The 24816-nt window shown below is 47.1% G+C and carries 22 protein-coding genes and 1 pseudogene; 12 read left to right on the forward strand and 11 right to left on the reverse strand.

Annotation, left to right across the window (positions count from 1 at the left end):
• Nucleotides 1-388: 388 nt before the first annotated feature.
• The 3 genes from B5F83_RS09600 to B5F83_RS09610 are packed head-to-tail and all read right to left on the reverse strand — an operon-like array spanning nt 389 to nt 5938.
• Entirely contained in the window at nt 389-4441 is a 4053-nt protein-coding gene (locus tag B5F83_RS09600; RefSeq protein WP_087280298.1) for a metallophosphoesterase, read from the reverse strand.
• Between the two features lie 46 nt (nt 4442-4487).
• Nucleotides 4488-5315 carry a nucleotidyl transferase AbiEii/AbiGii toxin family protein gene (locus tag B5F83_RS09605; RefSeq protein WP_087280301.1) on the reverse strand — a complete coding sequence of 276 codons (828 nt, stop codon included), beginning with the start codon at nt 5313-5315 and terminating at the stop codon, nt 4488-4490.
• Nucleotides 5312-5938 (reverse strand): hypothetical protein, encoded by a 627-nt coding sequence (locus tag B5F83_RS09610; RefSeq protein ID WP_087280304.1) that lies wholly within the window; start codon nt 5936-5938, stop codon nt 5312-5314. The genes B5F83_RS09605 and B5F83_RS09610 overlap by 4 nt, the downstream gene beginning before the upstream one ends.
• A gap of 602 nt (nt 5939-6540) precedes the next feature.
• Between B5F83_RS09610 and B5F83_RS09620 the strand changes: the two are divergent.
• A pseudogene (locus B5F83_RS09620) lies at nt 6541-6829 on the forward strand (helix-turn-helix domain-containing protein); the annotation flags it as partial.
• A 17-nt stretch (nt 6830-6846) separates the two neighbouring features.
• Here the strand turns inward: B5F83_RS09620 and B5F83_RS09625 are convergent.
• The 3 genes from B5F83_RS09625 to B5F83_RS09635 all read right to left on the reverse strand — a co-directional run bounded on the left by B5F83_RS09625 (nt 6847) and on the right by B5F83_RS09635 (nt 10655).
• Nucleotides 6847-7740 (reverse strand): fimbrillin family protein, encoded by an 894-nt coding sequence (locus tag B5F83_RS09625; RefSeq protein ID WP_158094210.1) that lies wholly within the window; start codon nt 7738-7740, stop codon nt 6847-6849.
• A gap of 13 nt (nt 7741-7753) precedes the next feature.
• Nucleotides 7754-9610, reverse strand: a complete 1857-nt coding sequence (locus B5F83_RS09630) for an IdeS/Mac family cysteine endopeptidase (protein ID WP_087280314.1) — start codon at nt 9608-9610, stop codon at nt 7754-7756.
• A gap of 82 nt (nt 9611-9692) precedes the next feature.
• Complete coding sequence (locus B5F83_RS09635; RefSeq protein WP_087280317.1) at nt 9693-10655, reverse strand: AraC family transcriptional regulator; 963 nt, start codon at nt 10653-10655, stop codon at nt 9693-9695.
• Between the two features lie 123 nt (nt 10656-10778).
• Here B5F83_RS09635 and B5F83_RS09640 point away from each other — a divergent pair, with 123 nt between their 5' ends.
• From B5F83_RS09640 to B5F83_RS09660, 5 genes are all read left to right on the forward strand, one after another.
• Complete coding sequence (locus tag B5F83_RS09640) at nt 10779-12161, forward strand: TolC family protein (protein WP_087280319.1); 1383 nt, start codon at nt 10779-10781, stop codon at nt 12159-12161.
• A gap of 13 nt (nt 12162-12174) precedes the next feature.
• Complete coding sequence (locus B5F83_RS09645; protein ID WP_087280322.1) at nt 12175-13176, forward strand: efflux RND transporter periplasmic adaptor subunit; 1002 nt, start codon at nt 12175-12177, stop codon at nt 13174-13176.
• Complete coding sequence (locus B5F83_RS09650) at nt 13173-14324, forward strand: ABC transporter permease (protein WP_087280325.1); 1152 nt, start codon at nt 13173-13175, stop codon at nt 14322-14324. Before B5F83_RS09645 ends, B5F83_RS09650 begins: the two co-directional genes overlap by 4 nt.
• A 1-nt stretch (nt 14325) precedes the next feature.
• Nucleotides 14326-15522 carry an ABC transporter permease gene (locus B5F83_RS09655; RefSeq protein ID WP_087280328.1) on the forward strand — a complete coding sequence of 399 codons (1197 nt, stop codon included), beginning with the start codon at nt 14326-14328 and terminating at the stop codon, nt 15520-15522.
• Between the two features lie 80 nt (nt 15523-15602).
• Entirely contained in the window at nt 15603-16517 is a 915-nt protein-coding gene (locus B5F83_RS09660) for an AraC family transcriptional regulator (RefSeq protein WP_087280332.1), read from the forward strand.
• A gap of 36 nt (nt 16518-16553) precedes the next feature.
• Here the strand turns inward: B5F83_RS09660 and phoU are convergent, their stop codons facing one another.
• Together phoU and B5F83_RS09670 are read right to left on the reverse strand one after the other, a co-directional pair.
• Nucleotides 16554-17228 (reverse strand): phosphate signaling complex protein PhoU, encoded by a 675-nt coding sequence (gene phoU / locus B5F83_RS09665; protein WP_158094211.1) that lies wholly within the window; start codon nt 17226-17228, stop codon nt 16554-16556.
• Between the two features lie 683 nt (nt 17229-17911).
• Nucleotides 17912-18952, reverse strand: coding sequence for an alpha/beta hydrolase (locus B5F83_RS09670; RefSeq protein WP_239383860.1), 1041 nt, complete (start codon nt 18950-18952; stop codon nt 17912-17914).
• A 254-nt stretch (nt 18953-19206) separates the two neighbouring features.
• Here B5F83_RS09670 and B5F83_RS10660 point away from each other — a divergent pair, with 254 nt between their 5' ends.
• From B5F83_RS10660 to B5F83_RS09680, 3 genes are read left to right on the forward strand one after another with little or no spacing between them, the layout of a single operon-like run.
• On the forward strand, nt 19207-19374 hold the full coding sequence (locus tag B5F83_RS10660; RefSeq protein WP_156455352.1) for a hypothetical protein: 168 nt from the start codon (nt 19207-19209) through the stop codon (nt 19372-19374).
• Nucleotides 19371-19685, forward strand: a complete 315-nt coding sequence (locus B5F83_RS09675; RefSeq protein WP_087280341.1) for a glutaredoxin-related protein — start codon at nt 19371-19373, stop codon at nt 19683-19685. The genes B5F83_RS10660 and B5F83_RS09675 overlap by 4 nt, the downstream gene beginning before the upstream one ends.
• A gap of 23 nt (nt 19686-19708) precedes the next feature.
• Nucleotides 19709-20416: a DUF169 domain-containing protein gene (locus B5F83_RS09680; RefSeq protein ID WP_087280344.1), complete on the forward strand. Its 708-nt coding sequence runs from the start codon at nt 19709-19711 to the stop codon at nt 20414-20416.
• Here B5F83_RS09680 and B5F83_RS09685 read toward each other — a convergent pair.
• Nucleotides 20399-21406 carry an endonuclease/exonuclease/phosphatase family protein gene (locus B5F83_RS09685; protein ID WP_239383861.1) on the reverse strand — a complete coding sequence of 336 codons (1008 nt, stop codon included), beginning with the start codon at nt 21404-21406 and terminating at the stop codon, nt 20399-20401. The two genes, B5F83_RS09680 and B5F83_RS09685, sit on opposite strands and share 18 nt — an antisense overlap.
• A 143-nt stretch (nt 21407-21549) precedes the next feature.
• On the opposite strand from B5F83_RS09685, the gene B5F83_RS09690 reads away from it, so the two are divergent.
• Nucleotides 21550-22185, forward strand: coding sequence for an HD domain-containing protein (locus B5F83_RS09690; RefSeq protein ID WP_087280350.1), 636 nt, complete (start codon nt 21550-21552; stop codon nt 22183-22185).
• Nucleotides 22186-22225: 40 nt separating this feature from the next.
• Here the strand turns inward: B5F83_RS09690 and B5F83_RS09695 are convergent, their stop codons facing one another.
• Entirely contained in the window at nt 22226-22870 is a 645-nt protein-coding gene (locus B5F83_RS09695; protein ID WP_087280353.1) for a hypothetical protein, read from the reverse strand.
• Between the two features lie 26 nt (nt 22871-22896).
• On the reverse strand, nt 22897-23373 hold the full coding sequence (locus B5F83_RS09700) for a sigma-70 family RNA polymerase sigma factor (protein ID WP_087280374.1): 477 nt from the start codon (nt 23371-23373) through the stop codon (nt 22897-22899).
• A 145-nt stretch (nt 23374-23518) separates the two neighbouring features.
• On the opposite strand from B5F83_RS09700, the gene B5F83_RS09705 reads away from it, so the two are divergent.
• Nucleotides 23519-24076 (forward strand): O-acetyl-ADP-ribose deacetylase, encoded by a 558-nt coding sequence (locus tag B5F83_RS09705; RefSeq protein ID WP_087280356.1) that lies wholly within the window; start codon nt 23519-23521, stop codon nt 24074-24076.
• A 2-nt stretch (nt 24077-24078) separates the two neighbouring features.
• The gene (locus tag B5F83_RS09710) at nt 24079-24630 is read left to right on the forward strand and encodes an isochorismatase family cysteine hydrolase (protein WP_087280359.1); all 552 of its coding nucleotides are present in this window, start codon (nt 24079-24081) and stop codon (nt 24628-24630) included.
• The last annotated feature ends 186 nt before the right edge of the window (nt 24631-24816 follow it).

Below are 24816 nucleotides of genomic sequence, written 5' to 3' on the forward strand. Positions count from 1 at the left end.
TTCCGCTACAGGCGGTACATTTCAAAGTGATACAGACGGTACATTTCATTCTGATATGCCCGGTACATTTGAAAGTGACATGGACGGTACATTTAAAGTGATGCAATCATCTTTGGCATCCACACGGCGAATGCAGTACAGCTCGTCCGGCGGGAAGTCAACGAAATTGCCCAGGCTGCCTGATGTTCGAGGTGAGTGAGAAACGGCCCTTTCACTGGAGTATTGGCTCCAGTTAAGTCCAAAAATGAAAAAAGGGGCTCCGAAACGGAGCCGAAAATATAAAAAGATGAGTTCGATCGGAAAAATTACAGGGACAGTCTGCCGATTGACTCATAATGACGGAATTTAACGACAGTCCCTAGTGTAGGAATATTGATAAGCAAAAAGATCACCTATCCATCCAATCCTCCTGTAAGCCATTAAGCTTAATTAGTTTATTTATATGATTGCTCACGATAAGCATCGTATGATTTGCCTGATTTATTTTTCCTTCATACTTTTCAATAAGTGGAAGCCCCTTTTCTCGAAGGAACTCGTAATCTTTGAATTCGTTAGGATCTGTTAGAATTTTAGCCTTCCAAAAATCAGTCACAAAATGATTAATAATAGGTTTTATATCTTCACCCAAGATTTGAATCAATTGTTTCTCCAACATAGGCAAAAGTGCAATTAGAAGTGAGAATGCATAATCCGCCTCACTCTGATAAGCTGTCATCAGATAAGCACAAATATAAACAACATAGTTATCATTCATATCCAACTTATTAATTTCCGCTATATAGTCTTTATCATACGAAGGTCTATCAAACACAGATTTTACTAGTTCAAATTTTTCAGGATTATTCACTGGATGATAATTGTCCAATACCTTCTTAATGAGTTTCAAACCACTATCATCTCCACGAAGATTCTGACTAAGCGACACCATTAGAAGAGGTACTATACTAAACTCAACAAACTCAAAGTCTGCATTTTCTTTATGCAGTTCAGGGTGATTCTCATAACTAATGCGCTGCGCTTCACATGTATGATTAATTACAAAAAGTATGGCATCTTTATCATTATCCTCAATAAAATATGGTAATAACAGGAAGAGTAGATAATGAATCTCGCAAACTTCGCCTCTTTTCTTGCATGCATCCAGTGTTCTATGCGCCCATTCACGAGCCAAATTCCTTAAGCCGACCATTTTACACAGCTTACACATCTGATAACTGGAGGTATAGATACGGTCTTCGCTATATAGATCATCAAATGAACTTAAGTCATTTTCAGTGAACATTCCATGATGAGGAATCGCTTGATCTTTAGGCATAGGTTTGTTATCTAAGTCACACTGATACTTTATTATTAGACACCCTAATAAACAGATAAAGATCTTGGCAAATTTTTCTTTGCCATCTTGAAGGTCATTCGTGACAAAACGCACACATTCTGATAGTTTTTCAACAGCTTTCTGTCTATTGCCCGCACACCAATATGCATATGACAACTCTCCTATACACTGATAATATTCGTATATATCTATACGATGTTTAACATCAGAAACATATTGCAGTGCCTCTTCAAGTTCTTTTACTGCCGCATTAATATTAGTCTCAGCCAGAACGTATGCCATCATTTGCTTAACATGCAACATAATATTGGGAATCAACTCGGTATCTGCAATCGAAAGTGACCTTTTAAAGTAGTCAAGAGCATGACCATGTACTTCAGCAACATCTCGGAAGTAGCTATTCCCCATTGAACCATTCAAAATCAACTGCGCAAATGGCAATTCCTCATACTTAGAATACTTGCTTTCATATAGCGATCGAGCTTCTTCATAACGGTGTTCAGAGTTAAAAATCTCCATAATTGCAAAAATACAAGCGATAGCAAGTTCTGAACAGCGCTTAAGTTCTGCTTTTGCCAAAATTCTGAATAATATCTCCACACGATCATTAACGGGTTTACCCCCTAAATGATATCTCCAAAGTCGTTCTATTGCAAGATAACAACACTCGCAAATTACATGGTCGTTATGTGAGTATTCAATATCATCTGCCTTGAATACATCAAGCCAGTTAATGAAATCTTGTTCATTAGACAAACGCAGAAGGAAAAGCCAAATGTTATTATCAAAAAATGGTTTTGCATCTCCAATAGTCTTTAATAGTTTATTGTCATCCCCTTTACTTTTCAGGTATCGATGATAATGTGACAACCCTCCCTCAATGTCACCTTCCATCCAACAAATCATTGTAATCATGCTGCTATAGAACGGTATTTTTTCAGCATCAGTACATTTAGAAACATTGTCTTTTAAATCCTTTATCAAGAATGATCGTTGAATTGCACTCAGATCTTTGATAAGTGCAATTTGAAGATAACGTACTCCTATCTTGATATCAATAGACATTCCCTCGGGTAAGGGAACATCCATCCATAATTTACAAAGGAGGCTTCCATGTGGTAATTCTCCAATATCATCCAATTTCATTAAGGTTGTGATGTACATTCTTCCAGCATTGTCATCCGCACCACCTCTTATACTGTATAGGATATAATTCAGTACATCATATTCTCCAAGTACTTTTTTCTTAGTCAAAAGACCTTCTGCTAATACTAAATTGGCATCTTTGAATGTCTGTTCTGGCATATCGGGCTTCCATAATTTACTGATAAGTGGATTCGCATTAAAACAATTATTTAATGGCATTACCCATGTAGGAACTAATCCATTTAATCGCATTCTTGGTTCGTCAATAGCTGGATTAATTCCGGCTAATTTGCATGCATCTTCTTCAGTGAAAGTACCATTCACAATCAACAGACGATTTAGCAAAGCGCGATCAGTCGTATCAGCTAACAATGTCCGCATCAAATCAGCCATTGTTCTACTCAGATTATAGTCAAAACTATATGCTAAAAGATTGGAAAAATGTTTTTCATCTAATCGCCAATGATTAGCTTTCAAATATTCACAAAGGGTTCGCGCTAGAACAGGATGTCCACAACTCTGTGCGTGAATGAACATATGCAGGTTTTGCTCTGGTCCATAAGTATTAACAAGTTCATTGGTTTCAGCGACTGTTAATAAAGGTACTTCAATCTGACAAATTCTACTATCATCAAGTCCTGCTATATTCAGATTTAATGCCCCTGTGCTTACCAACACACTTTCACCTCCCTTTCCTTCCTGTAACAGTATTTTTACCTTATTTTCCAGATCCGTCTGCAGAACAGAATCGTATATGGCAGTTTTTGGCCTGTACTGATGTATTTGTGCTGCTAAAGTCGATTTTCCTATTTTCAAAGAACCATAAATTACAAGTACTTTCCCTTGATTCAATATGTTTATGCAACGCTCCAACAAGTTTGTACGTACTAGGATATGATCACTTTGAATAGCAGGGGAAAATGGTTCCTTTTGAATAAAATCCACATCTACGTTTAATGTAAGATTGTCTATCACTTGTTCCATATTTTGCGGAATAACGACAGACCCTTTCAATTTCGGACTTAAATCTATAGAAAAGACATCTTTAGGCGTATTTTCCAAGTCGACATAAGGATACTTAGCCCAACCTTCGTCAAACCATGTATGTGCATATACAGAACACATACAAGTTGTCGGATCGTATTGTCCTAAAAGTACAGAAGAATGCACACCTCCTTGTTCATTGCGTAGGGCACCAGCCTGTAAAGAGGAGATATATTGAACTTTCTGCAGAACATGGTCATGTTCATGGCCAGCTAGCCAAAGTTGAACTCCATTATGTTGTAGCATAGTAGAGATGACTTTCTTCTCTCCCTGCAGAAGTGACGTAAATGGATAATGACTAAGCAATATAGTAGGCTTATTTGTATTAAGCCTACATACTGCATTATATAAAAAATTTGTACCAACATACAAGTCGTTACTTTCTTGTCCCGTAGTGTATGCTATATTAGTGTTGACATGCAGTATATTAAAATGTTCTGTCTCTATATTAAAATGAGGCATTTCTGGATTACCATAAAATTTCAGTCGGTCTTCATTGTATATATTGCCAAGAAAAGAAACAAAATCTTTCTCTCCAGCCATAATAACCGACATATCTTCTTGCTTAATAACACCTTCTTTGGGGTTATAATATCCGTCACCCTTAAAGAGGACATTTTTTATAGCATCTTGGCGCCCCTCGATATCTCTATTAACATCATGATTACCGGCAACTATATACAATCTATCCACCGATGTCTGGACTGCATCGCATATAGATTTCAAATAATCAACCATTTCATCTGTAAATACGTTAGGACTTACATTCGCTGTTCGAATGTCACCAGTACAGAACACATAATCACATTTTACCCCTAGTCCTTTTAAGTAATCAGGCAATTCATCACGCATCATGTTCGTTATTGCACCTTCACTACCTAAATGTAAATCAGATATATGTAGCCAATTAATCATAATTGTCGTTTTTATTTATCACTAAAAGTATTACATAAATACAAGATTATCCCATTCTTACCATCCCTGCCAACTGTACGAAATAATCATTTGACCAGATGTCAAGTTCCTTTGGATTGCGCATGAAAGGCAATACATCTTCTTTCACTTGTTTTATATCAGCTGTAGAGAGACGCTCAATGAGCTTCTCCTTGAATAACTCTAGAGTAATATCCTCATTGTTGAATTGCTTGCAACGTTCTGCCAAATGAGTGAAATCCAGCGGAACATTATGGCGCACATACCATTCAAAGTCATACCAATCACGACCTTTGACTCTATTCTTCCATGCACGATAGACCAGTGCGTGCATCTTGCCTGCAAACAGGTCCGGAAGTGTGAAACAACGAGTCATAAATGAATGTGGTTGGAGCAATAGCTTTTGTTCCGTCTTGAAGTTCAACGATGGACATGTATCTACTTCAATCTTTATCTTTATAGACTTCTCTGTTTGGAAAGTCACATCATACACATCGGTATTATCTTTAAGAAATGCCGATTCGATTTTCCCAAAATTCTTCTTATCTTTTTTCTTTATTTCAACCTCACGACCTACCATTGCAAAGGCATCAATGATAGCAGGGAAGTATTTCGTAAAATCGAAGGTATCATCTTGCGCAAGCAATGAGAAATCCATGTCCTCACTGAAACGCTGCAAGCCATGAAAGATTCTCAGACAAGTTCCACCATAGAACGCAGCCGATTCAAAGAAACCCCCAGCATACAGGCCTGCAAGTATCATTTGTTGGTTCACTTCAAATATGGCGTTTCTCTTATGTTGCTCCGTTGTTAAATCATAACGGGAGAGCATATTGTCGAATATTTCATTTTTCATCGTCTTAAGAATTTTAGAAGTGTTGAAATTGAATCAGCCTTTTTGCCAACCTTTATATAATCTTCAAATATGGTTGCGTCCATATTATAGAACTCATCCATATCCATACGAATATCCTGCTCAAGATATGTCTCTACATCCTTCATATAACGAAGAATGACTTTTGAAGAATTGGCAATCAAATCACACAAAGCCTTTTCCGGTGATGCAATAAGAAATGCATAGTCACCTTTATTCATACTCCTTACTCCTATCGGAAATGCCTTTCTTGAAATATATTTGTAGTCATAATTGCCGACTGGAGTTTGAAAGCTTCGGGGATGTTTTACAGTCATTGATTGATGAACATATACAGCCTCGGGGATAAGTCCATAATATCGTAGTGCAGTAGACATTGAAATATACGAAGGTGTATAGAGATGATTGGCAATCAACTCACTTGATAGAGTCTTTCCTGAATATTCGGGGTTGATCACATAAAGTCCCCGCTTCAATCTGATGATAATCCCTTGCTTTTCGAGCCAGGTTACTTTCTTATTAGCAGACTTAAGTTCCGGATATAACGATTCAATGATTGAAGTCGTTACTGGAATGGTTCCTATTTCATTTAATTGCCTGTCCATACTGCAAATATAGTGATAATTTGAACAATAAAAGAAATAATACTTCTTTTTCTGTTCAAATTATTACTGCTTATACAATCTTAAGAAATAGCGATTTCTGTCACATAAGTCTATTGTTTGTAACAATTACCGAAACATTGACCACACAGCAACTAAACTATATTAACCTTATAGCCGGAGAAAAGACCATCAGTTCAACTGAAGTGGTGCATCGCTATCAAATCTCTTCAACGACCTCAATATCCCGCTCAAAGGCTACCCTTATCAAGAATGACATATTGAATAATAAGGCCGGTGAAATCTCATTCCAGGACCCGATTTATGCCTATTGGTTGAAGACTGAATACTTCGCAAAATAATCATAATGTCCCGCTCGGTTTCAGAGCCATTTTTGTACCTTTTCTCATCAAAAAACGGCATTTTTCACAAGTTTTTGTACCGCACATTTTGATATTCAAGAAATTACACTTACTTTTACTTTCCAAAATGGAGGTACAAGCCGAGAATGGTGCTAAAAATCACTAACTTACACATTCTCAGATACTTGCCAGCCTACTGGTTGTACCTTTTAGAGTGCTATACTATTGAGAATCAACAATATACACATCCTGCATAGGGATGTCCCCTACTATACCTCCCTCCCGCCTCTGTGTCACTCTCCACTACCTCTCCGAGATTTGCAGGAAAGCCTGCGGCATACCGGTCACTTACTGGATAGACCGCTTCACCCTGCATGAGATTGCGAACCTCCTGTGCCAAAAGGAACTGCCTCTGTCGGAGATAGCCGCCGGGATGAACTTCTCGTCATTTTCCTATTTCAGCCGGTATGTATCCAGACATTTCGGCATTTCCCACACAATGTCTACAGGGTCATTAAACCGAGTGCGTTAAAATAGGCGAAATGCAAACTATAACTCGATGTCTCCGTCAACACTGCCCTGCTGCCCCCATCCTTCTATCTGCACTCCGTCTAGTTCAATCTTATCGGAGGATACATTTATTTGAACTGTCAGGCATCTTCCTCCATCAAGCATGCTGACGGGCCTGCCGTCCTGATCATTGTCGGGAACACTTAGTGTACGCACCATGTCACCGAGACTTACTTCAAGCGTCACATTGTCTTTTTCCTGAGGAACTATAAAACATGATACCTGACTGCCATGCATGGTTCCCACCTCTGACAGTCCGGAGGCCGTACCGTTCTGTATTGCCCCTTTTGCCAGATCTATGCCGCATGAGGAAAGAGCCTTGACCGATGTGGATATCTCAGACAGCTGCTCATCCGTCAAATCATCGGACACATACTTTACCACAAGTTTGTGCAGAGCATGCTTGAATACCAGACTCACTGCATCTTCTGAGTTTTTCCCGACTTGCACCGCCTCGGCCAGCAACAGGTCGGTTTTTTCCGCTGGGGAGACGACAAATGTCAATATTCCGTCCACTGCCTTCCCCTGGACAGGATAGCAGCCTGAGAAATATACGTTCCCGGCATCTTCCGGCAGATTGAGATCCGCCCATGAGAGATCAGTCGTCCCGACAGTGTAGCTTGTGTCTATATTCGGGAAACCGCTTCCTGAAACCACAAGCGTAAAGATATCCCCGTTGGAGAAATTTCCCTCTCCGTTCCCGTCAAGTGCGGGTGATTTGGTCAGGGCCTCGATGGATGTCCGGATATCTATCATCCTGTCAGTCTCATCTGTGCCTTTGTCCACAGGGGATTTCTCGCAGGAAACAGTCATCATTGCAAACAGGACAACCGCCACTGCCATGAATGTATTGTAATATTTTATCTTGCTCATGATAATTTGCCGTTTATTGAATAAAATCCTCATTAATCTCAACTTCGGGAAATTCTTTCTGCCAGATATCCCGTTTCAAATCCACAACCGTTATACAGGATATGGGATATATGCTGGAATCTCCCATCAGCACTTTCCAAGGTCCATCTTCCCGGTATCTAATCTCCTGGCGTATCAGGCGGTGGCGCTGGTAATTATTGGAACCTCCACTAACCTCAAAGTTATAATGGTCATTATTGTCTACATAATATATGGCGGACACATAACCCTCATCATCAAATTCCACACCCCAGATTGTCATAACGTGCGTAACCCCTTGGTTCAGGTTAGACTGTTCGAAACCCAGCCCCTGCTTATTTTCCAGAGCGCCTTTGATAATCCTGTTGAAACTCTCTTTATTCATGGCGTCTTCAGGTCTGAACGCAACATCTATGTTGTCGAATATTTCCGTGAAATATCCTCCATAATTGTCATCAATATCAGGATCCGGAGATGATATTCCCGGAGTCCCGCAGATAAACCAGTTAATTCCGACGGCATCCGAACCCCCTCTGTTTCTGGATATGTCTCTGAAAAAGTCGAAAATTTCACTGCCTTCAGTATCGGAAAACCCGAAAGAGGGACGCGGATATGCCGGCCATGGATTTGAACTGTACCTTGCATCATACGCCTCGATATACGGTTCATTGAGCCGTGTCCACCAATGCAGCAGATTTGACGCACCCGCCGCCCAGCACATATTGCTGTCATGGTATCCAGGATGGGATCCACTATCGTCCGGATCGTCCTTATCGCAGTCATACCATAAAAAGTCGCTCTGCCAGTTCAGATACGCAATGCCGGATACTTTGTACCATATACCGTTGGGGAAGTTTTCAGGCACCAAGAAACTGTACTCAGGGACGGACTCGTTGTCTTTTGGATAATCGGGCAGGCTGGCGGTCTTGACCCCGTAAACCCAGCACGTCTTGCCGCCGTAGTCTATATCCGGGTCAGGATCAGGATCAGGGTCAGGGTCGGTTCCGATATCTCCGTCGGATTTGAGACGCAGATTGAGTACGGTCTCCTTCCCGCTCTCCAACACACTGCTTTCTCCGATCGTTGCCGGTGCCTTGTAGACGGATGTCTTTCCACCTGCGGAAATCTCCACCCATCCTTCGGCATATTCCCCAAGATCCCCGGGGAAAAGAATCGCCGAATACTTTCCCTCGGACAATATGCGGGGCGTTATGTCCTCCATTGTACCGGAAGGAGTGTCAATACCTCCTGTCGAGAGGTCGAATGAGCCTTCCGTAATATTCCTCACAGTGACAGTCAGATCATCAGGAAGAGAGCCTTCGTCACTTGAGATATTGATTGACAGACGGTGCATACCGTGCATAAAGGGCATCTCTATCACATCCCCGGTAATATCTTCCTGCTCTATGTCAAGGTGGCTCCACAACAAGTCAGAGTCCTCATACCCGTTACCGGTCTGGTCGGTGTCCACACGATGCGTGTGCAGGTTTGTCTCAGGCGAGACATCCTCTCTGGCCGGATAGTATGCTGAAAGGCGCACAGTACCCGAGCCAAGCTCACTTTTCTGCAGTTTCGGAGTCCATTGCCCGTCCTCCATGGTCAGTATGACCTGTCTTGTCTGCTCTCCATAGATATAAAGTCCGACTTTGTCTCCTTCTGTGAAAGATCCGCTGCCGTCTTCTCCAATCTCAGCTTTCGTACCCTCATTGTCTTGCGTGAAGACCATCTCTACATACTCACTGTCATTCTTCGAGGATGAATAGTCCTCAAATTCCGCGCATCCGGACAATAACACCGGAACTGCTGCCAATAACCGGAACAGGAGCTTACTTGTAATCAGTTCTTTGTTCATTTTATGGATAGTTGAATTTCACCGCAAAAGTAGTGAAAAAACAACACATTGACATTATTTTTCATAAAACCGCCTGATTTTTCTAAGCGGAAGTACCGGAACGCGGTCCGATGCGGTACTGGCGGGGAGTCTGACCGGTTCTTTTCCTGAAGAACTTGGTAAAGGATGACTGGTCGGAGAAATGGAGTGCCTCAATTATCTCCTTGATGCTCATATCCGAATAGCGAAGCATATTCTTTGCCTCTGTGATAACATAGGAGTCTATCCAGTCCGCGGCCGTCCTGCCAGTGGCCTTCTTGACCAGCTTGGACAAGTATTTGGTGGACATACACATCTCCCCCGCATAGAAACTTATATCCCTGTGCACGGTATGGTGCCTGGCGACGAGCTTGAGGAAACTGTCGAACGCAGTCCGGCACCTGGCCGTAGTGCCTGCGGCCGGACAGTGATGCGCAGAACCGCGATTGCGGGAATATATTCCGGCTGCAAAATAGAATACAGAAGACAGCAACTGACCTATACACTCCCGCTTGTACGGCATGGCAGATGTCAGCAGGCGGTGAGCCAGTTCCAGATAGGAAGCCGCCGTCTCTTTCTCCTGCGGCATAAGTTCCGAACAGGGATTGTCTATCAGACGCATGCCCTCCGAAAAAAGTCTGTCTATATCCACGTGTACACCTGAGAGATAGGCCTTGGAGGCGGCAACCACTACAAATCGCAGCCTGTCTTTCTGACCCTCCTCTATGTACGCCACATGCATGATATCTCCCGGGATATTGATGAAGAGGGTATTTTCCCGTACCTCAAACTCCGTCATGTTGACATTGAGGCGTAACCGTCCCGATATGCAGAAAAAAGCCAGATAGGCGTTCAGGCGGCAGGGATGCGTCAACACCTCCAGACATTTGTCGTATTTCATGTCCACGATACAGAAGTCATTGCCTATACCTATGCTGTCAGCCGAGGCAAACGCCCTTCTGAACCTGGCGATATCTATAGTGTGGAAAACAGGAGTGTCAATCATATCTTCAGTTTTTGAATTCATAGTGCAAACATAGCATCTTTCTCCCTTTTGACAAAAAACAGTCCCTTTCAGGCACTTTTTGGCTCCTTTTGGGCATTTTCTTTGAATTGCCACCGCACAAAACTACGAAATTGCAAATTGAAGATGAGAATGATTTACCGTATCATCATGCTTACAGGCGTTGCACTGCCGGCAAGTCTTTGCATGGCAGCGGCCTCGGAAAAAGAGCCGCGGACGCTGACCCTGCAGCAGTGCCGCGACCTGGCTATTGCCGCCGACAAGGAACTTGCAATAGCAGGCAGAAAACAGGAGATTGCCGGTTACGACAGAAAGAGCGCCCTGGCCAACTGGTTCCCGGAGATATCGGCCACGGGCACTTATCAGTACAACAGCCGCGACCTGTCACTGCTTCCCGAGAGTGTGTCAGAATTTCTGAACGCAGAAGGTCCTCTGTACGACCTCCGCGTGGAGGTTGACAAGGCACTGACACTGGATGTGACAAATGTGTTTGCCGGAGCAGTAACTGTGGTGCAGCCGGTCTTTATGGGCGGGAAGATAATAAATGCTGACCGGATGGCCCGTCTGGCCGTGGACATTGCGGACATCGGGTACGAGGACAGACTCCAGCAGACTCTGCTCAGTGTGGATATGGCTTACTGGCAGACAGTGTCGGTGGCAGCCCGGAAACGACTGGCCGAGAGTTATTCGGAACTGCTGCAGCAGGCTGTCTCGGATGTCACACTTCTGGAGGCGCAGGGTATGGCTACCGGTTCGGACGTGCTGTCGGTCAAGGTCAAGGCCAATGAGGCCGATATACTCTGCACGAAGGCCGACAACGCCCTGACCCTTTCCAAGATGTTTCTGGCCAGGCTCTGTGGCATGGGCACAGACAGTGATTTCGTCCTGTCCGACGAGAACGCGGACACGATAGTGACCTCCGGACCAGTACCGGAACGGACCGACAAGGAGATAACGGCTGCCAGAGCGGATCTACGCATGCTGAGTCTTACCGCTGACATATGTGACCGGAGAGTGGCTGCTGTCCGGGCCGATATGCTGCCGCAGGTCGTACTGACAGGAAGTTATGTGGTGACCAATCCCAACATGTTCCACAGTTTTCAGAACTCATTCGGAGGCTTTTTCAACGTGGGCGTAAGTGTACGCATACCCATAACCCATGGAGGAGAGAGACTGCAGAAAACTCGGAAAGCGAAGGCCGAGGCGGCTATAATGAGGGAGAAACTGGCACAAGCGGAGGAGATGGCGGCCATGGAGGCGGCACAGCTCCGGCACCGTTGGAACGAAGCTGTCCGCAGAGTCGGCATGGCCGGGGAAAATCTCTCTGCCGCCGAGGAAAATCTTCGCACCGCCACCGTAGGGTTCAATGAGGGCATAATAGCCTTCACCGCCCTGTCGGCAGCTCAGACCGCATGGCTTCAGGCCAATACGGAATATATCGATGCCTCTATAGAATTGAACATATGCAGCTCGGCTCTTAGGAAAGCCGAGGGTCTTCCCTTAAATTAAAAATACTGATGTCATGAATACCAAATCCAGAAAACGATACAATCTGTCGGCCGGAATAGCCGCACTGCTGGTCATAGTCATAGCGGTCGGCGTGGCCGGATATATTGTCTCCGCACCGGAGACTCCAGTAATTCAAGGAGAGGCAGAGGCTGCCGAATACCGTATCTCCGGCAAGGTTCCCGGCCGCATCGGGCATCTGCTTGCCTGTGAGGGACAGGAAGTACACCATGGAGATACGCTCGTCGTGATAGACAGCCCGGAAGTCCGTTCCAAGCTGGCCCAGGCCATGTCCATGAAGAGTGCGGCTGATGCCCAGAACCGAAAGACGGCCTCGGGAGCCCGTCAGGAACAGATAACAGCTGCATACCAGATATGGCAACAGGCCGCTGCCGGAGAAGAGATAGCGAAGAAGACGTTCGACAGGATGCAGCGGCTTTACATGGAAAAAGTAATAAGTGCCCAGAAATGGGACGAGGCCACCGCCCAGTATAAAGCAGCCAAGGCGGTGTGTGCGGCGGCCAAGGCCCAGTACGACCTCGTGCGTAAAGGTGCGGGAGAAGAGGACCGCGCGACGATGGAGGCTCTGTCTTCACAGGCCGCCGCAGCCCTTGAGGAAGTGGAATCCTATCTCGGAGAACTGTACCTCACCTCCCCTGTGGACGGTACTGTATCGGCTGTCTATCCCATGACGGGAGAACTGGTCGGACAAGGTGCTCCCATTATGACTGTAACCGACCTCAGTGATATGTGGATTACTTTCAACATACGGGAAGACATGCTCAACGGCCTGCGCTGCGGTGACAGACTCAGAGTACGCATACCGGCTCTCGGAGACAGTCGCATCTACGATACGGAGGTTTACTACATCTGCGTCCGTGAATCATACGCCACATGGCGGGCGACCAAGGAGTCAGGCTCATACGATGCTAAAACATTCGAGGTCCGGGCCAGACCTGTAAACAGGATTGACGGACTCAGACCCGGCATGACAGCGATAGTGGAGGACAGAATATGATGGCCGTTGTCAGAAGGGAACTGAAGATGATGCGCCGCAGACCGCTGTATCCGCTGGCCTCGGCAGGTACGCTGGCTTTCTGCATGGTATTCTTTCTGACCTTTTTCAGAAACGGCATGCCGCATGGACTGCCTGTAGGCGTAGTGGATCTGGACGGATCGTCCCTGTCCAGGGAACTTCGTCGCCAGATCGACGCAACCGATGCCGTAAGCGTCTGTGAATTCGGCAACTACGAGCAAGCCCGCAAAGCCATGCAATGCGGACGGATCAATGCTTTCTGCGTGATTCCTGAAAATTTCGCCAGAAAGATGCAATCCGGACGGCAACCGGTGTTGACCATTTATACCAATGCGCAATACTTTGTGGGAGGTTCTCTGGCCTACAAGGATCTGATCACCATGGCCAATCTGGCATCCGGAGCGGCACAGCGTGAGATACTTTCAGCTAAGGGCATGAATGAGACATCCATGGCCGGCATGATACAGCCGATAGCCATAGACACCCACCAGATAGGCAATCCGACTGCCGATTACGGAGTATATCTGGCCAACATCCTGATTCCCGGCATCATGGAGATGATCGTCATCCTGATAACGGTCTATGCCATCGGATCAGAACTTAAATACGGAACATCCAGGCAACTGCTGAAAACAGCCGGCAACTCCACTGTCAGGGCCCTGGCCGGAAAAATGCTGCCGTACACCCTTCTATTCACCCTGATGGGACTGGCCTGCGACATTGTCCTGTACGGAATTGCCGGATATCCGCTCGCCGGCAATATACTGAACATGATGGCTGTAATCACACTGCTGGTATTGTCCAGCGAAGCCGTAGGGATATTCCTCATAGGGACATTGCCGGTACTGCGACTCTGCATCAGCATATCTGCACTATATAGTGTGCTGGCATTCTCAATGGCAGGATTCACCTTTCCGGCAGAAGCCATGCCGCCGTATGTAAGAGGCCTTTCCGCAATATTCCCGCTGCGTCACTACTATGAGATGTATGTGCAGGAAGCCGTTTTCGGAGCCGGCTTCACAGCATGGTGGCCCGAGGCTGTGCATCTGCTGATATTCCTGTTTCTGCCTTTTACTGTCCTCAAAAGACTCGGCAAGGCTTTCAGAAAATTGAATTATCCCAAAAACTGACATGATACGATATCTCAGACAATGGCGCAGGGACTGGTACTACGTATTCACCAATGAGCTGCGCATGATATTCTGTGACAGCGGGGTGATGGTCATCTTTTTCCTGGCTGGACTGGCTTATCCGCTGATATACGGAATAGTCTACAGCAACGGTACTGTGGACGATACACCGGTGGCTGTCGTGGATCTCTCGCACAGTACCGAAAGCCGACGGTTTATCCGAAAAATGGACGCAACCAGAGAGATAAGCATAGCTTACACTTGCACGGACATGGAGGAGGCCGCCAGACTCATGCGGGAGAGAAGGATCAACGGCATCGTGCTTTTCCCTGAGGACTACGGAGACGCCGTCACCTGCGGGAGACAGGCCCGTATCTCCACCTATGCGGACATGAGCAGTTTCCTCTACTACAAGAATCTGCTGATGGCAGTCAATCACGTAATGCTCAGTGAGATGCACGATATACAGATACAACGTTTCTCTGCCATGGGCATAAGCGGCCAGAGTGCTATCCAGCTGGTAGAGGCAATGCCTTATGAAGAGAACATCCCATACAACAGAGGATTCGCATACGGGTTCTTCTTTATTCCGGCAGCACTGATGCTTGTCATACAGCAGACCATGTTCTACGGCTCTTCCATGCTGGCGGGAACAAAAAGGGAACACGACCGTAACGCCCTGCTTATGCCGGAACTGAAGGGGCGCGACATATCCCGTACCCTATTGGGCAGAGGGGCAGCATATTATCTTATCTATACGGGCCTGAGCATCTACATAGCAGTACTTGTACCACGAATCTTCGGTCTTCCCCAATATGGCCGTTTCGGAGACATCCTGGTATTCCTGCTTTTCTACCTCGCGGCCTGTGTCACATTCAGCCTTACCTTCAGCAGTCTCATCACCCGCCGCGAAACCGTATTCGTACTATTTCTGTTCATGTCACCTGTATGTCTGTTCCTCACTGGATTCTCATGGCCGGAAACAGCCTTCCCCGCTTTCTGGAGGCTGTTCTCCTATATCTTCCCATCCACTTTCGCCGCACATGCTTTCATCAACCTGAGCAGCGCCGGCTGCACCCTCGCCATGATTGCCCCCCAACTCAAGGCCCTTGCCATCCAGACTGTCATCTACTACACACTCGCCTGGACCGCAGCATACCTTGAGCACCGAGACACCACCAGCCCTGATTTTCCTTAATATTGTTACCGTATTCTGTAAAAGTGGTAACTACGGAAACAGAAGACAGCATATATTTGCACTGATTTTTACAGACAGCTATGGGATGTCATAAGACACTGGATATAAAGACCGTTTGCGAGTGCAACAAGTGCCTGTGCACCGAGACCCTGCACCCCCAGGCCACACTTATCAACCTGGAGAAACCCGACTTGGGAAGCGAGGCGGTCAAGTTTGAATTCTACGCCATCCTGTTGATTGAGGAGTGCCCGGGAGGATGCAGCTGCTGCGGCCGGATGTACTACGACTACAACAATGCGACCATGGTCTTTCTCAAGCCAGGTGAGATATTCCGCATGACCGGAGACAATACACTGCCGGACAAAGGATGGCTTCTGGCCTTCCACCCGGACCTCATATACCGGACAACCCTGGACAGCCATATACGTAACTACACTTTCTTCAACTATCGGAAGGAGGAGGCCCTGCACCTGTCCAGACGCGAGACTGAAAGCATCACCTGTTGCCTTTGGAACATTGAGGAGGAACTGCATCATCCGATAGACACACATACCGGAACTATTCTCTCCCGTCATATTGAACTGCTGCTGGACTACTGCAGCCGGTACTACGAAAGACAGTTCATTACCCGTGAGAACACTAACAAGGATATTATGGCCCGGCTGGAGCTTATGGTGGACGAATACATCACATCTGGACGTATTCATGACACCGGCATGCCCTCACCTGCCGCATTCTCAAGGCATCTGAACCTGTCCGCGGCCTATCTCTGCGACTTGCTGTGTTTCGAGACCGGCAAGACTTTTGCTGAATACATCCAGCTCAAGCAGATTGATATGGCACGTAAAATGCTGTGTGACAGCAATACCGCACCCTCGGACGTAGCCCGTATTCTCGGATTCCAGAGCCTGCAGTTCTTCAACGCCGTCTTTAAGAAACTTACCGGCACCACTCCTGGCAAATATAAGAAGCCTGGCGGAGAATGCCTATCATAGCCATCAACGACATATCTGATTCGCAACCGTTTCCGCCTATTTTGCTTCTGGTTCCTTCTTCGGGTTGTGTTTCAGAACCTTGGCATCGATATAAAAGACTATCTCCTCCGCGATGTTGGTCAGATGGTCACCGGTGCGCTCAAGCTTGCGGAAGATGCTGCCGAGTCCCATGGCCACAGGCAGCTCGTCCAGATGGCCCTTGGCATAATCCATAAGGATACTGTCGGAAGCGGCCTTGAGCCTGTCCAGCTCGTCATCCATGTCGATGACTGATGAGGCTTTTGCCGGATTCTCATCCATAAGAGCATTCTGCAGCTCGTTCATCATCTCCAGCACGACAGCGAACATCCTTTCCAGCTGCAGTTTTTCTATCAGACCTGCATCCAGACTCTGCACCGTAGTCTCCTTGACGAAACGGGCGATGCTGTAGGCATAGTCGCCGATGCGCTCCAGGTCGTTGTTGATCTTGAGCATGGCCAGGACGAAACGGAGGTCCACGGCCACAGGGGTATAGAGGGCGATGAAGTCCTCCACCTGCGTGTCTATCTTGATATCCTGAGCATCCACCAGACGCTCACGCACCCATATCTGCTGGGCTATGTTGCGGTCAAGTCCCAGCACCGCCTGACGGAAATAGGCTGCTCGCTCGTGCCGCTCATTACCCAGCTGACCGAATGGGCGCAGACGAACATGAAGACCATCGTCAAACACCGCAAGAAATTTACAGCGGAAAGCCTGCAAGAATAAAAGGGGGCTTTCCCAGGCCGTCCGTGTATGGAGGTTGTCTTCATCGTGGCCCCACTTTAGACCGATGAGACACCGGGCGTCCATTTCGAAAACGCTCCGCCATCTTATCGAAATTTACCTCCTGCGAGTTGAACGCCAGTTCCGCATGCAGTATCGGAAACCGCCGAAAATGATGTTGCCACCGTTCGATGGAATGGTGACTTGGCTCATGCACATATTGGCTAAGGAAAAACGGACTTGACATAGCCTCCTTTGAGAAGCTGTTTAAAATTTTTTCAAAAGTTCTTTGAGGCATCATTCCGGCATCTTTCTGTCGTTTTTATCACACAATAGCGCTGCTATTCTCCTCAAAAAAACGACAAAAACCTGCACAAAAGCATGTCTCAAACATTCTGAGAAAAAATTTTAAACAGCTTCTGAGTCTTGCAAATTCTACGGATACCTCTCCGGCAAGAAAGCGTTGCTCCCGAATTGGACACTTATACATGCTTTACCGGTTTGGCCCGAGCTGGAATAATGCTAATTTCAACAATTCCATTTTTCAATGATAGCGATTCATCATTGACATTGGATTGCGGACTACTTGGGACAGGCATGCCTGTCAAATCACAGACATGCCTGCCCCTTACTACGCAGCAGAGTTCATTTTATCTCAAATACTCATTATAAAACTCCTCTATCCTGTCGAAAGGAATCACCTCCAAGTTGTCGTACAAATCCGTATGGACGGCCCCCGGGACAATCAGCAGCTCCTTGTTGCCGCCGGAAAGTTTTTCATAAACGGTCTCGCTGAAATAGCGCGAATGGGCCTTCTCCCCATGGACAAGCAGCACCGCACTGCGGATTTCACCGGCATACGCAAGGATTGGCATGTTAATCATAGAGAGGACGGCTGTAGTATTGAAACCATCGTTAGAGCCCAATGACCGAGGATGGTAGCCACGCTCCGTCTTATAATAAGAGACATAGTCTTTGACAAACTGGGGAGCATCGGCCGGAGCTACCTCGGGATTGCCTCCCGCATGGGCATACGTCCCGTTCCTATAATCTTCAGTACGTTGTGCATTGAGCCTTTTTTTCATTTCATAACGCGCATCCGCATTATCATCGGCATCGAAATAGCCTTTGGCGGAAACCCTGGTCATATCGTACATCGTAACGGCAACAGTAGCCTTTATACGGGTGTCGATTGCAGCCGCATTCACCGCAAAGCCTCCGAAACCGCAAATGCCCAGGATGCCTATGCGTTCAGGGTCTACATCCTCACGGACAGACAGATAGTCCACCGCCGCACAAAAATCCTCGGTGTTGATATCAGGAGAAGAAACAGCCCTCGGCTCTCCCCCGCTCTCGCCCGTAAACGAAGGGTCAAAGGCAATGGTCAGAAAACCACGCTCGGCCAACGTCTGTGCATAAAGTCCGGAAACCTGCTCTTTTACCGCCCCGTAAGGCCCGCTCATCGCGATTGCCGGCAATTTTCCTTTTTTCATTTTTGGAATGTACAAATCAGCCGCAAGGGTCACACCATAACGGTTGTGGAAAGTTATTTTACTATGAATGACCTTGTCACTCTGCGGGAATACCTTGTCCCATTCTTCCGCAAGATTCAGTTTCTCTTCCATAAATTTCTCATTATTAAGTTGTTCGTCCTGTTCCGCGCCACACCCTGCGCATAAAATGCACGCCATTATGGCCACGGATAATTTTTTGAATGTCCCCATATTTTTTTACTTAAAAACTCATAAAAATTCACGAGACAAAATTAATTGCCATCCGGGAACGGGCCGATAACTTTATTACGGGGATTTGTAACCAAATTACCGATTGGCTTTTTCGGAAAATTCAGGAAATTCGGAAAATTCCGGGTAATTTTCATTAAATTTGCTGCCGGCAAAACCCGAAAACCGGGAACCTTATTATAAAGTCATTAACACACGGAACTATGGAACCGCTTGCAGTCATCATCTATATTATAATCGTAGTAGCCTTCGTGCTGCTAATCAACCTCGGTTTCAGGCTGCACCTGAAAAAGATATTCAAGTCCCACGGCATAGACCTCGACGGCAAACCGGACAATAAAGAAGACAAAAAAGAAGAGGGAAAATCATGATAAAAGTCTACAGCATGCCCACCTGTCCGGACTGCGAATGGGTAGAAAAGCAGATAGAAGGAAAATCCGGATACGAAATCATCGATATCGGCAGCCACGTAAGAAAACTCAAGGAGTTCCTCCGCCTGCGGGACACCGACCCGGCTTTCGACAGCGCCAGAAAGCGCGGAGCCGCCGGAATCCCATGCTTCGTGCTTGAAGACGGACGGGTCACCCTGATACCCGAAGAGGCCGGACTACACTCCCGCCCTGCCGGAAACGGACGGTTTCCCGAAGGGGCTTCATGCAGCATTGACGGGAGCGGCTGCTGAAAATTCATACACACTTCAAACCCATGACACCCACGCAATTCATCACTTCATACCGCACCGCATTCGGGGAAAATGCGCTTCTTCCGATTGCCTTCGGATTCAGCGACACACCGCGCGCGAAAGTAAAACACGGCATTCGCTGCATTGTCGGGGCCTATAAGATGATACTCGACGGCAGGGACATGACTCTTGAAGGGGATTTCATCAACTGCATGGGAGGGCGCACCTATCTCGGCCGTGGCGAAATGACGGAACGCACCGCCGTATTCGTATCCGAGACCGAGTGCTACAAACAGACCCCGGCACTTGTCAAAGACTATGTAGCAGGCCTCGGAATCGTCCCGGCAGCAAAACCATACCTCAATTTCATGCGCATAGACCATCTGGACAGTTGGGACGGCATCGAAGCCCTTATCTTCTTCGCCACGCCGGACATCATATCCGGGCTTGCGGCATGGGCGTTTTACGACAGGAATGAACCGGATACCGTTACAGTCAAATTCGGCTCCGGGTGCGCCTCCACCATCGCTTTTGCCGTGGCGGAAAACCATCTTCCAGACGGATACAGGTGCTTCCTCGGCATGACAGACCTTTCTGCACGTTACCTTGCGCCTTCAGGGCTGCTCGCATTCACAATCCCATCGTGCCGCCTGCCAAAAATGCTTGAAACCCTTCCGCATACCGCCCTGTTCAACGGCAAGGCATGGGAAAGGTTAAAGGCACGGCAATGACATGGAAAACCTTGCCACCACCCCTTTGTGATCCGACGGCCACACCCCGAGCGGTTCGATGAACCTGTCATCGGAAACCTCTGTCACCCTCTGTGATTTGCAGATGCTTCCCTTCGGGCCGAAAACGGCAACGTCCGTCAAATCGAGCCCTTTGCAGGGATAATAGAAAACATAGTCGATTCTTTCACGCTCATCGGCTTTGGGAGTCCAGGTCAGCCTTTCCACCGGAACGAGAGGGTTGTCGGCCGGAAAAGTAAAACCGGGGCAATCCGTAACGGACGGATTCATCTCCCTGTACGCATCCGTAAAACCGGCATTGTCCAGCATCAGTGTGACAGTCCACGGCACTATGAAACCGTTGTGGTCATACATGTCCTTGGTCTCGCGAATCCAGTCAAGATGCGAAGGTTCATTGAAATCCCCGCCGAGAACCACAACCGCGCCTTCGTCAATCTCCTGCTGCGCATCCGCGATAAAACATCTTATCGCATCATCGCGCTGTGAAGCATCGTTCACCGACAGGATTTCCGCCACTGAAGACGGAACGGGAATTTCCTCCCATGTCGAACCGTCGTACCCCCTTACATTGTAATACGCATAATTAAGATAATCCAGATGGGCCGTATAAACCGCTATCCTGCGCCCGCCTATCGAAGACACCATCTTATAGATGCTGCCATGATCGCCGTTCTCTGGAAACACAGTCGTCGAATCCGTTATGGGATGCCGGCTTAAAAGCCCTGAATCATAACTGTAAAACGAATAATAAACCAGTCCCCTCTCCCCTAACGACCGGATAATCCTGTCACAGAACCTTGTCCCGTCATAGTTCCTCACCTCGCTGAAAGTCACAAAATCAGGCTGCAACCTCGCAATCTCATCGACTATGGCATCATACCCTCCAGGCACCATTGTCCCTTCCTGCCATATATTCCATTGCAGGACAGTAAATTCGACACTCTTCCCCTTGCCGGTGCAACTGTAAGCCATGCAACAAAGACACACTAATACGGCAATCCTTAATTTTCCCATGATTGAAACAGTTATATTTTCCCGAGACAAAAAAACATCGTATTCGCAACCGATGTCTTGAAAATATGGATAACTTTGCCCGGCATATAAAATTTTGAACAATGACAGACAACGAAAGACTCGGGCAGATAGTGGATTTCTGCCGCCTCATAGACAAAGAAAAATTCATCCAGCGCCGCACATACCTTACTGACGGCAAGCGACTTGAAAACGATGCCGAACATGCCTGGCACATGGCCGTAATGGCCCTGCTGCTTTCCGAATATTCAAACGAGCCCATAGACCTGCTGAAAGTCGTAAGCATCGTCCTGATTCATGATTTGGTGGAAGTTTACGCCGGGGACACCTTCGCATACGACACCGAAGGGCTCAAGACCCAGAAAGAGAGGGAAAACGCCGCCGCCGAAAAACTTTTTTCAGCACTTCCCGAAGATTTGGCGGTAAAATTCCGTTCTCTCTGGGACGAGTTCGAAGCATGGGAAACCCCTGAAGCCCGGTTCGCCCATTCGCTCGACAATTTCCAGCCCCTTATGCTCCAGGCGGCCACCGACGGCCTGTCATGGGCGAAAGAAGGCCGCACGCTCAGCCAGGTACTCAAACGCAACTCCCGTTCCGCCGAAGGCTCAAAAGCACTCTGGGACTACTCCATCGACAACTTCATCAGGCCCCAGATTGAGAAAGGACACCTCAAAGAAGACGTACATTTCAGCCAAGATGAAAGCCAAGCATCACTGTAATGCTTCTTGAAAGCACGCCTCCGGAAACAATTTTTGCCGGTCATTCCTCCCCCTCCTCCAGCCTGTCTATGATTTCATCGCATGCCTTCAGCACTTTCCTGTCAGTAAAATACTGCGCACAGGCACAGGCGATGAAGATGACTATGAAAAACAACGCAATAGCCGCCAGGCCTTTGGCCGTGGCAAGGAATCCCGGGAAAATAAACGGAGCCGAAATAATGATAAAACCGATTGCCAAAACGTACGATGCAAGCTGAAGCCTTATGTAATTTTTTCTGAACCGCCTGACTTTCAGTGCAGTAGTCTTGATATCGGCCATACCGTCCTTGAAGTCCAGCTTGCGGTAAACCACGATATATCCTGCCATGACAATCAGGCACAATGCCAGTCCGGCCGCTACGGGCAGCGCAAAGGCCTCCATGAAAGTTGCTAACGCCGCAAGGAACAAGGTCATCACGACACATACGGCGATGCCTGTTTTCCTGTTACTATCCAACACATCTACATTCTTCCGGAAAGTGTTTTCCATCAGTTTTCCATTGATAATCTTCTGCCGGTCAAGTTCTTCCTTCAGATTGGCATATTCATCGCGCATCTGTCCCAATTCATCCAATACCTGTCTCATATCGTCATTAGCATCCATGATTCCTTCCTCCTGTAAATTCTGATTTTCATTCAATTCCATACTTCAATTCAATTCCGATTTTCAATTCAATCCTGTTTTTTCAGTTCTTCCTTAATCCTGTGGAGCTGGAACGAAACATTCTTTACTGAAATACCGATGATCCGGCCGATTTCCTCGTATGTCAGGCCCTCAAGCCAAAGCAGGATTATCCCCCTATCTATCAGCCCGAGACGGTTAATCCTCTCGTAGAGCCGCCTGACCTGTAACGCCCTGTCGTCGATGTCGTCGAAAAAATCCGAATCCATACTCAAAGGGACATGGGTGCCGGAACGCCTGATTTTCTTCTGGCGGTTGATGCAGCAATTCAGACTCACACGGTAAATCCATGTTTTAACATCGGCCTCCCCTCGGAACGTATCGTAGCCTTTCCAAAGCCTCACCAGCACATCCTGAAAAAGGTCCTCCACCTCCTCACGGCAGTCCGAAAACATGTAGCACACCACATAGATGACCGTCTTGTACTTCTCAACCAATCTTGTAAATTCCTGTTCCTTCTGTTCCATCTTCATCCTTATTAAAAGCGCCTTTAAAGAGTTTATGAAAACTGTTTTCGTACAATTAGACAGCAAAACTCCCGAAAAACTATAAAATTTTTATCATTTTTGTAAAAAATATAAGAAACTGTTTAAACAGCTTCTAAGCGTTTTTATGAAAATCAAGGAAAATTCGATAAGGATAACAGTCGGCGACATTACCGGACTGCATGTCGATGCAATCGTCAATGCCGCAAACAACACCCTTCTCGGCGGAGGAGGCGTGGACGGGGCGATACACAGGGCGGCGGGCCCGGGACTTCTTGAAGAATGCCGCACCCTCGGAGGCTGCCCGACAGGCGAAAGCAAAATGACTTCGGCCTACAACCTGCCATGCAGGAAAGTCATACACACCGTAGGCCCGGTATGGCACGGAGGAAACCACGGGGAAGCCGGACTGCTCGCCTCGTGTTACGACACGGCCATGAGGCTTGCCGAAGCCAACTCGCTGACAAGCATAGCGTTCCCCTGCATAAGCACCGGAGTTTACAGGTATCCAAAACGGGAAGCCGCCGCAATCGCATTGGAAACGATTCTCAAACACCTGGACAGCGGAGCATACAAAGGCGAAGTAATCATCTGCTGCTTCACCAGTCAGGATGCGGAAATATATGAGGAATTGTTAAGAAGCTGTTTAAAAAATACTTCCTATCTTAGCGCAAATTTTAAATAAAAATGGAAAAGTTACAAAAACCAGCAATCCTCGTCGTTGACATGCTCAATGACTTCGTTACCGGCGCACTGACCTGCGACCGCGCCAAAGCCATAGTACCCGCTACAGCCGCCCTGCTCGATGCAGCACGCAAGGCAGGAGTACCCGTAATCTTCTGCAACGATGCCCATGTCGCCGGCATCGACCGCGAGCTTACCATCTGGGGAGACCATGCAATCATAGGCACAAAAGGTGCGGAAGTCATTCCCGAACTCAAAGTATCGTCCAAGGACTACATAGTGCCGAAACGCCGCTACAGCGGATTCTTCCAGACAGACCTCGACATACTTCTGAGGGAACTCGGAGTAAAGACTGTGATAATGACAGGCCTGCATACCCACATGTGCGTAAGGCACACATCAGCCGACGCCTTCTGCCTCGGATACGATGTAGTCGTTGCCAAAGAAGCCACAGACTCCTTCACCGAAGAAGACTACAAATCGGGACTTGCATACCTGAAGACCTGCTACGGCGCGGAAGCATACAGCAACGAAGAACTGATAGCGGCCCTGTAAGGCAGCAAACGGAGGCCTCGGCTGAAAGTCAAGCGACTTTGCAAGCACGCCCCGACTTAACCCGAATATATTGTTTCTCATTGAAACACAAAGCATTAGCATTATAATAAAAATTTCCAGCTGTGGATTTCGAGGGGTTCCGACCCCCTTGGAATCCACAGCTATTTTTCTGCACAAACACTATAA

Source organism: Muribaculum sp. An289, from assembly GCF_002159555.1.
Classification (GTDB): Bacteria; Bacteroidota; Bacteroidia; order Bacteroidales; family UBA932; genus Merdivivens; species Merdivivens faecigallinarum.

Coding starts and splice junctions, on each gene's coding strand:
- B5F83_RS09605 (WP_087280301.1), bottom strand. CDS start 5,315: ATGAAAAATGAAATATTCGACAATATGCTCTCCCGTTATGATTTAACA.
- B5F83_RS09670 (WP_239383860.1), bottom strand. CDS start 18,952: ATGGCGTGCATTTTATGCGCAGGGTGTGGCGCGGAACAGGACGAACAA.
- B5F83_RS09690 (WP_087280350.1), top strand. CDS start 21,550: ATGACAGACAACGAAAGACTCGGGCAGATAGTGGATTTCTGCCGCCTC.
- B5F83_RS09625 (WP_158094210.1), bottom strand. CDS start 7,740: ATGAGCAAGATAAAATATTACAATACATTCATGGCAGTGGCGGTTGTC.
- B5F83_RS09695 (WP_087280353.1), bottom strand. CDS start 22,870: ATGGAATTGAATGAAAATCAGAATTTACAGGAGGAAGGAATCATGGAT.
- B5F83_RS09655 (WP_087280328.1), top strand. CDS start 14,326: ATGATACGATATCTCAGACAATGGCGCAGGGACTGGTACTACGTATTC.
- B5F83_RS09640 (WP_087280319.1), top strand. CDS start 10,779: ATGAGAATGATTTACCGTATCATCATGCTTACAGGCGTTGCACTGCCG.
- B5F83_RS09650 (WP_087280325.1), top strand. CDS start 13,173: ATGATGGCCGTTGTCAGAAGGGAACTGAAGATGATGCGCCGCAGACCG.
- B5F83_RS09680 (WP_087280344.1), top strand. CDS start 19,709: ATGACACCCACGCAATTCATCACTTCATACCGCACCGCATTCGGGGAA.
- B5F83_RS09660 (WP_087280332.1), top strand. CDS start 15,603: ATGGGATGTCATAAGACACTGGATATAAAGACCGTTTGCGAGTGCAAC.
- B5F83_RS09700 (WP_087280374.1), bottom strand. CDS start 23,373: ATGGAACAGAAGGAACAGGAATTTACAAGATTGGTTGAGAAGTACAAG.
- B5F83_RS09600 (WP_087280298.1), bottom strand. CDS start 4,441: ATGATTAATTGGCTACATATATCTGATTTACATTTAGGTAGTGAAGGT.
- B5F83_RS09710 (WP_087280359.1), top strand. CDS start 24,079: ATGGAAAAGTTACAAAAACCAGCAATCCTCGTCGTTGACATGCTCAAT.
- B5F83_RS09675 (WP_087280341.1), top strand. CDS start 19,371: ATGATAAAAGTCTACAGCATGCCCACCTGTCCGGACTGCGAATGGGTA.
- B5F83_RS09685 (WP_239383861.1), bottom strand. CDS start 21,406: ATGGCTTACAGTTGCACCGGCAAGGGGAAGAGTGTCGAATTTACTGTC.
- B5F83_RS10660 (WP_156455352.1), top strand. CDS start 19,207: ATGGAACCGCTTGCAGTCATCATCTATATTATAATCGTAGTAGCCTTC.
- B5F83_RS09630 (WP_087280314.1), bottom strand. CDS start 9,610: ATGAACAAAGAACTGATTACAAGTAAGCTCCTGTTCCGGTTATTGGCA.
- B5F83_RS09635 (WP_087280317.1), bottom strand. CDS start 10,655: ATGAATTCAAAAACTGAAGATATGATTGACACTCCTGTTTTCCACACT.
- B5F83_RS09645 (WP_087280322.1), top strand. CDS start 12,175: ATGAATACCAAATCCAGAAAACGATACAATCTGTCGGCCGGAATAGCC.
- B5F83_RS09705 (WP_087280356.1), top strand. CDS start 23,519: ATGAAAATCAAGGAAAATTCGATAAGGATAACAGTCGGCGACATTACC.
- B5F83_RS09610 (WP_087280304.1), bottom strand. CDS start 5,938: ATGGACAGGCAATTAAATGAAATAGGAACCATTCCAGTAACGACTTCA.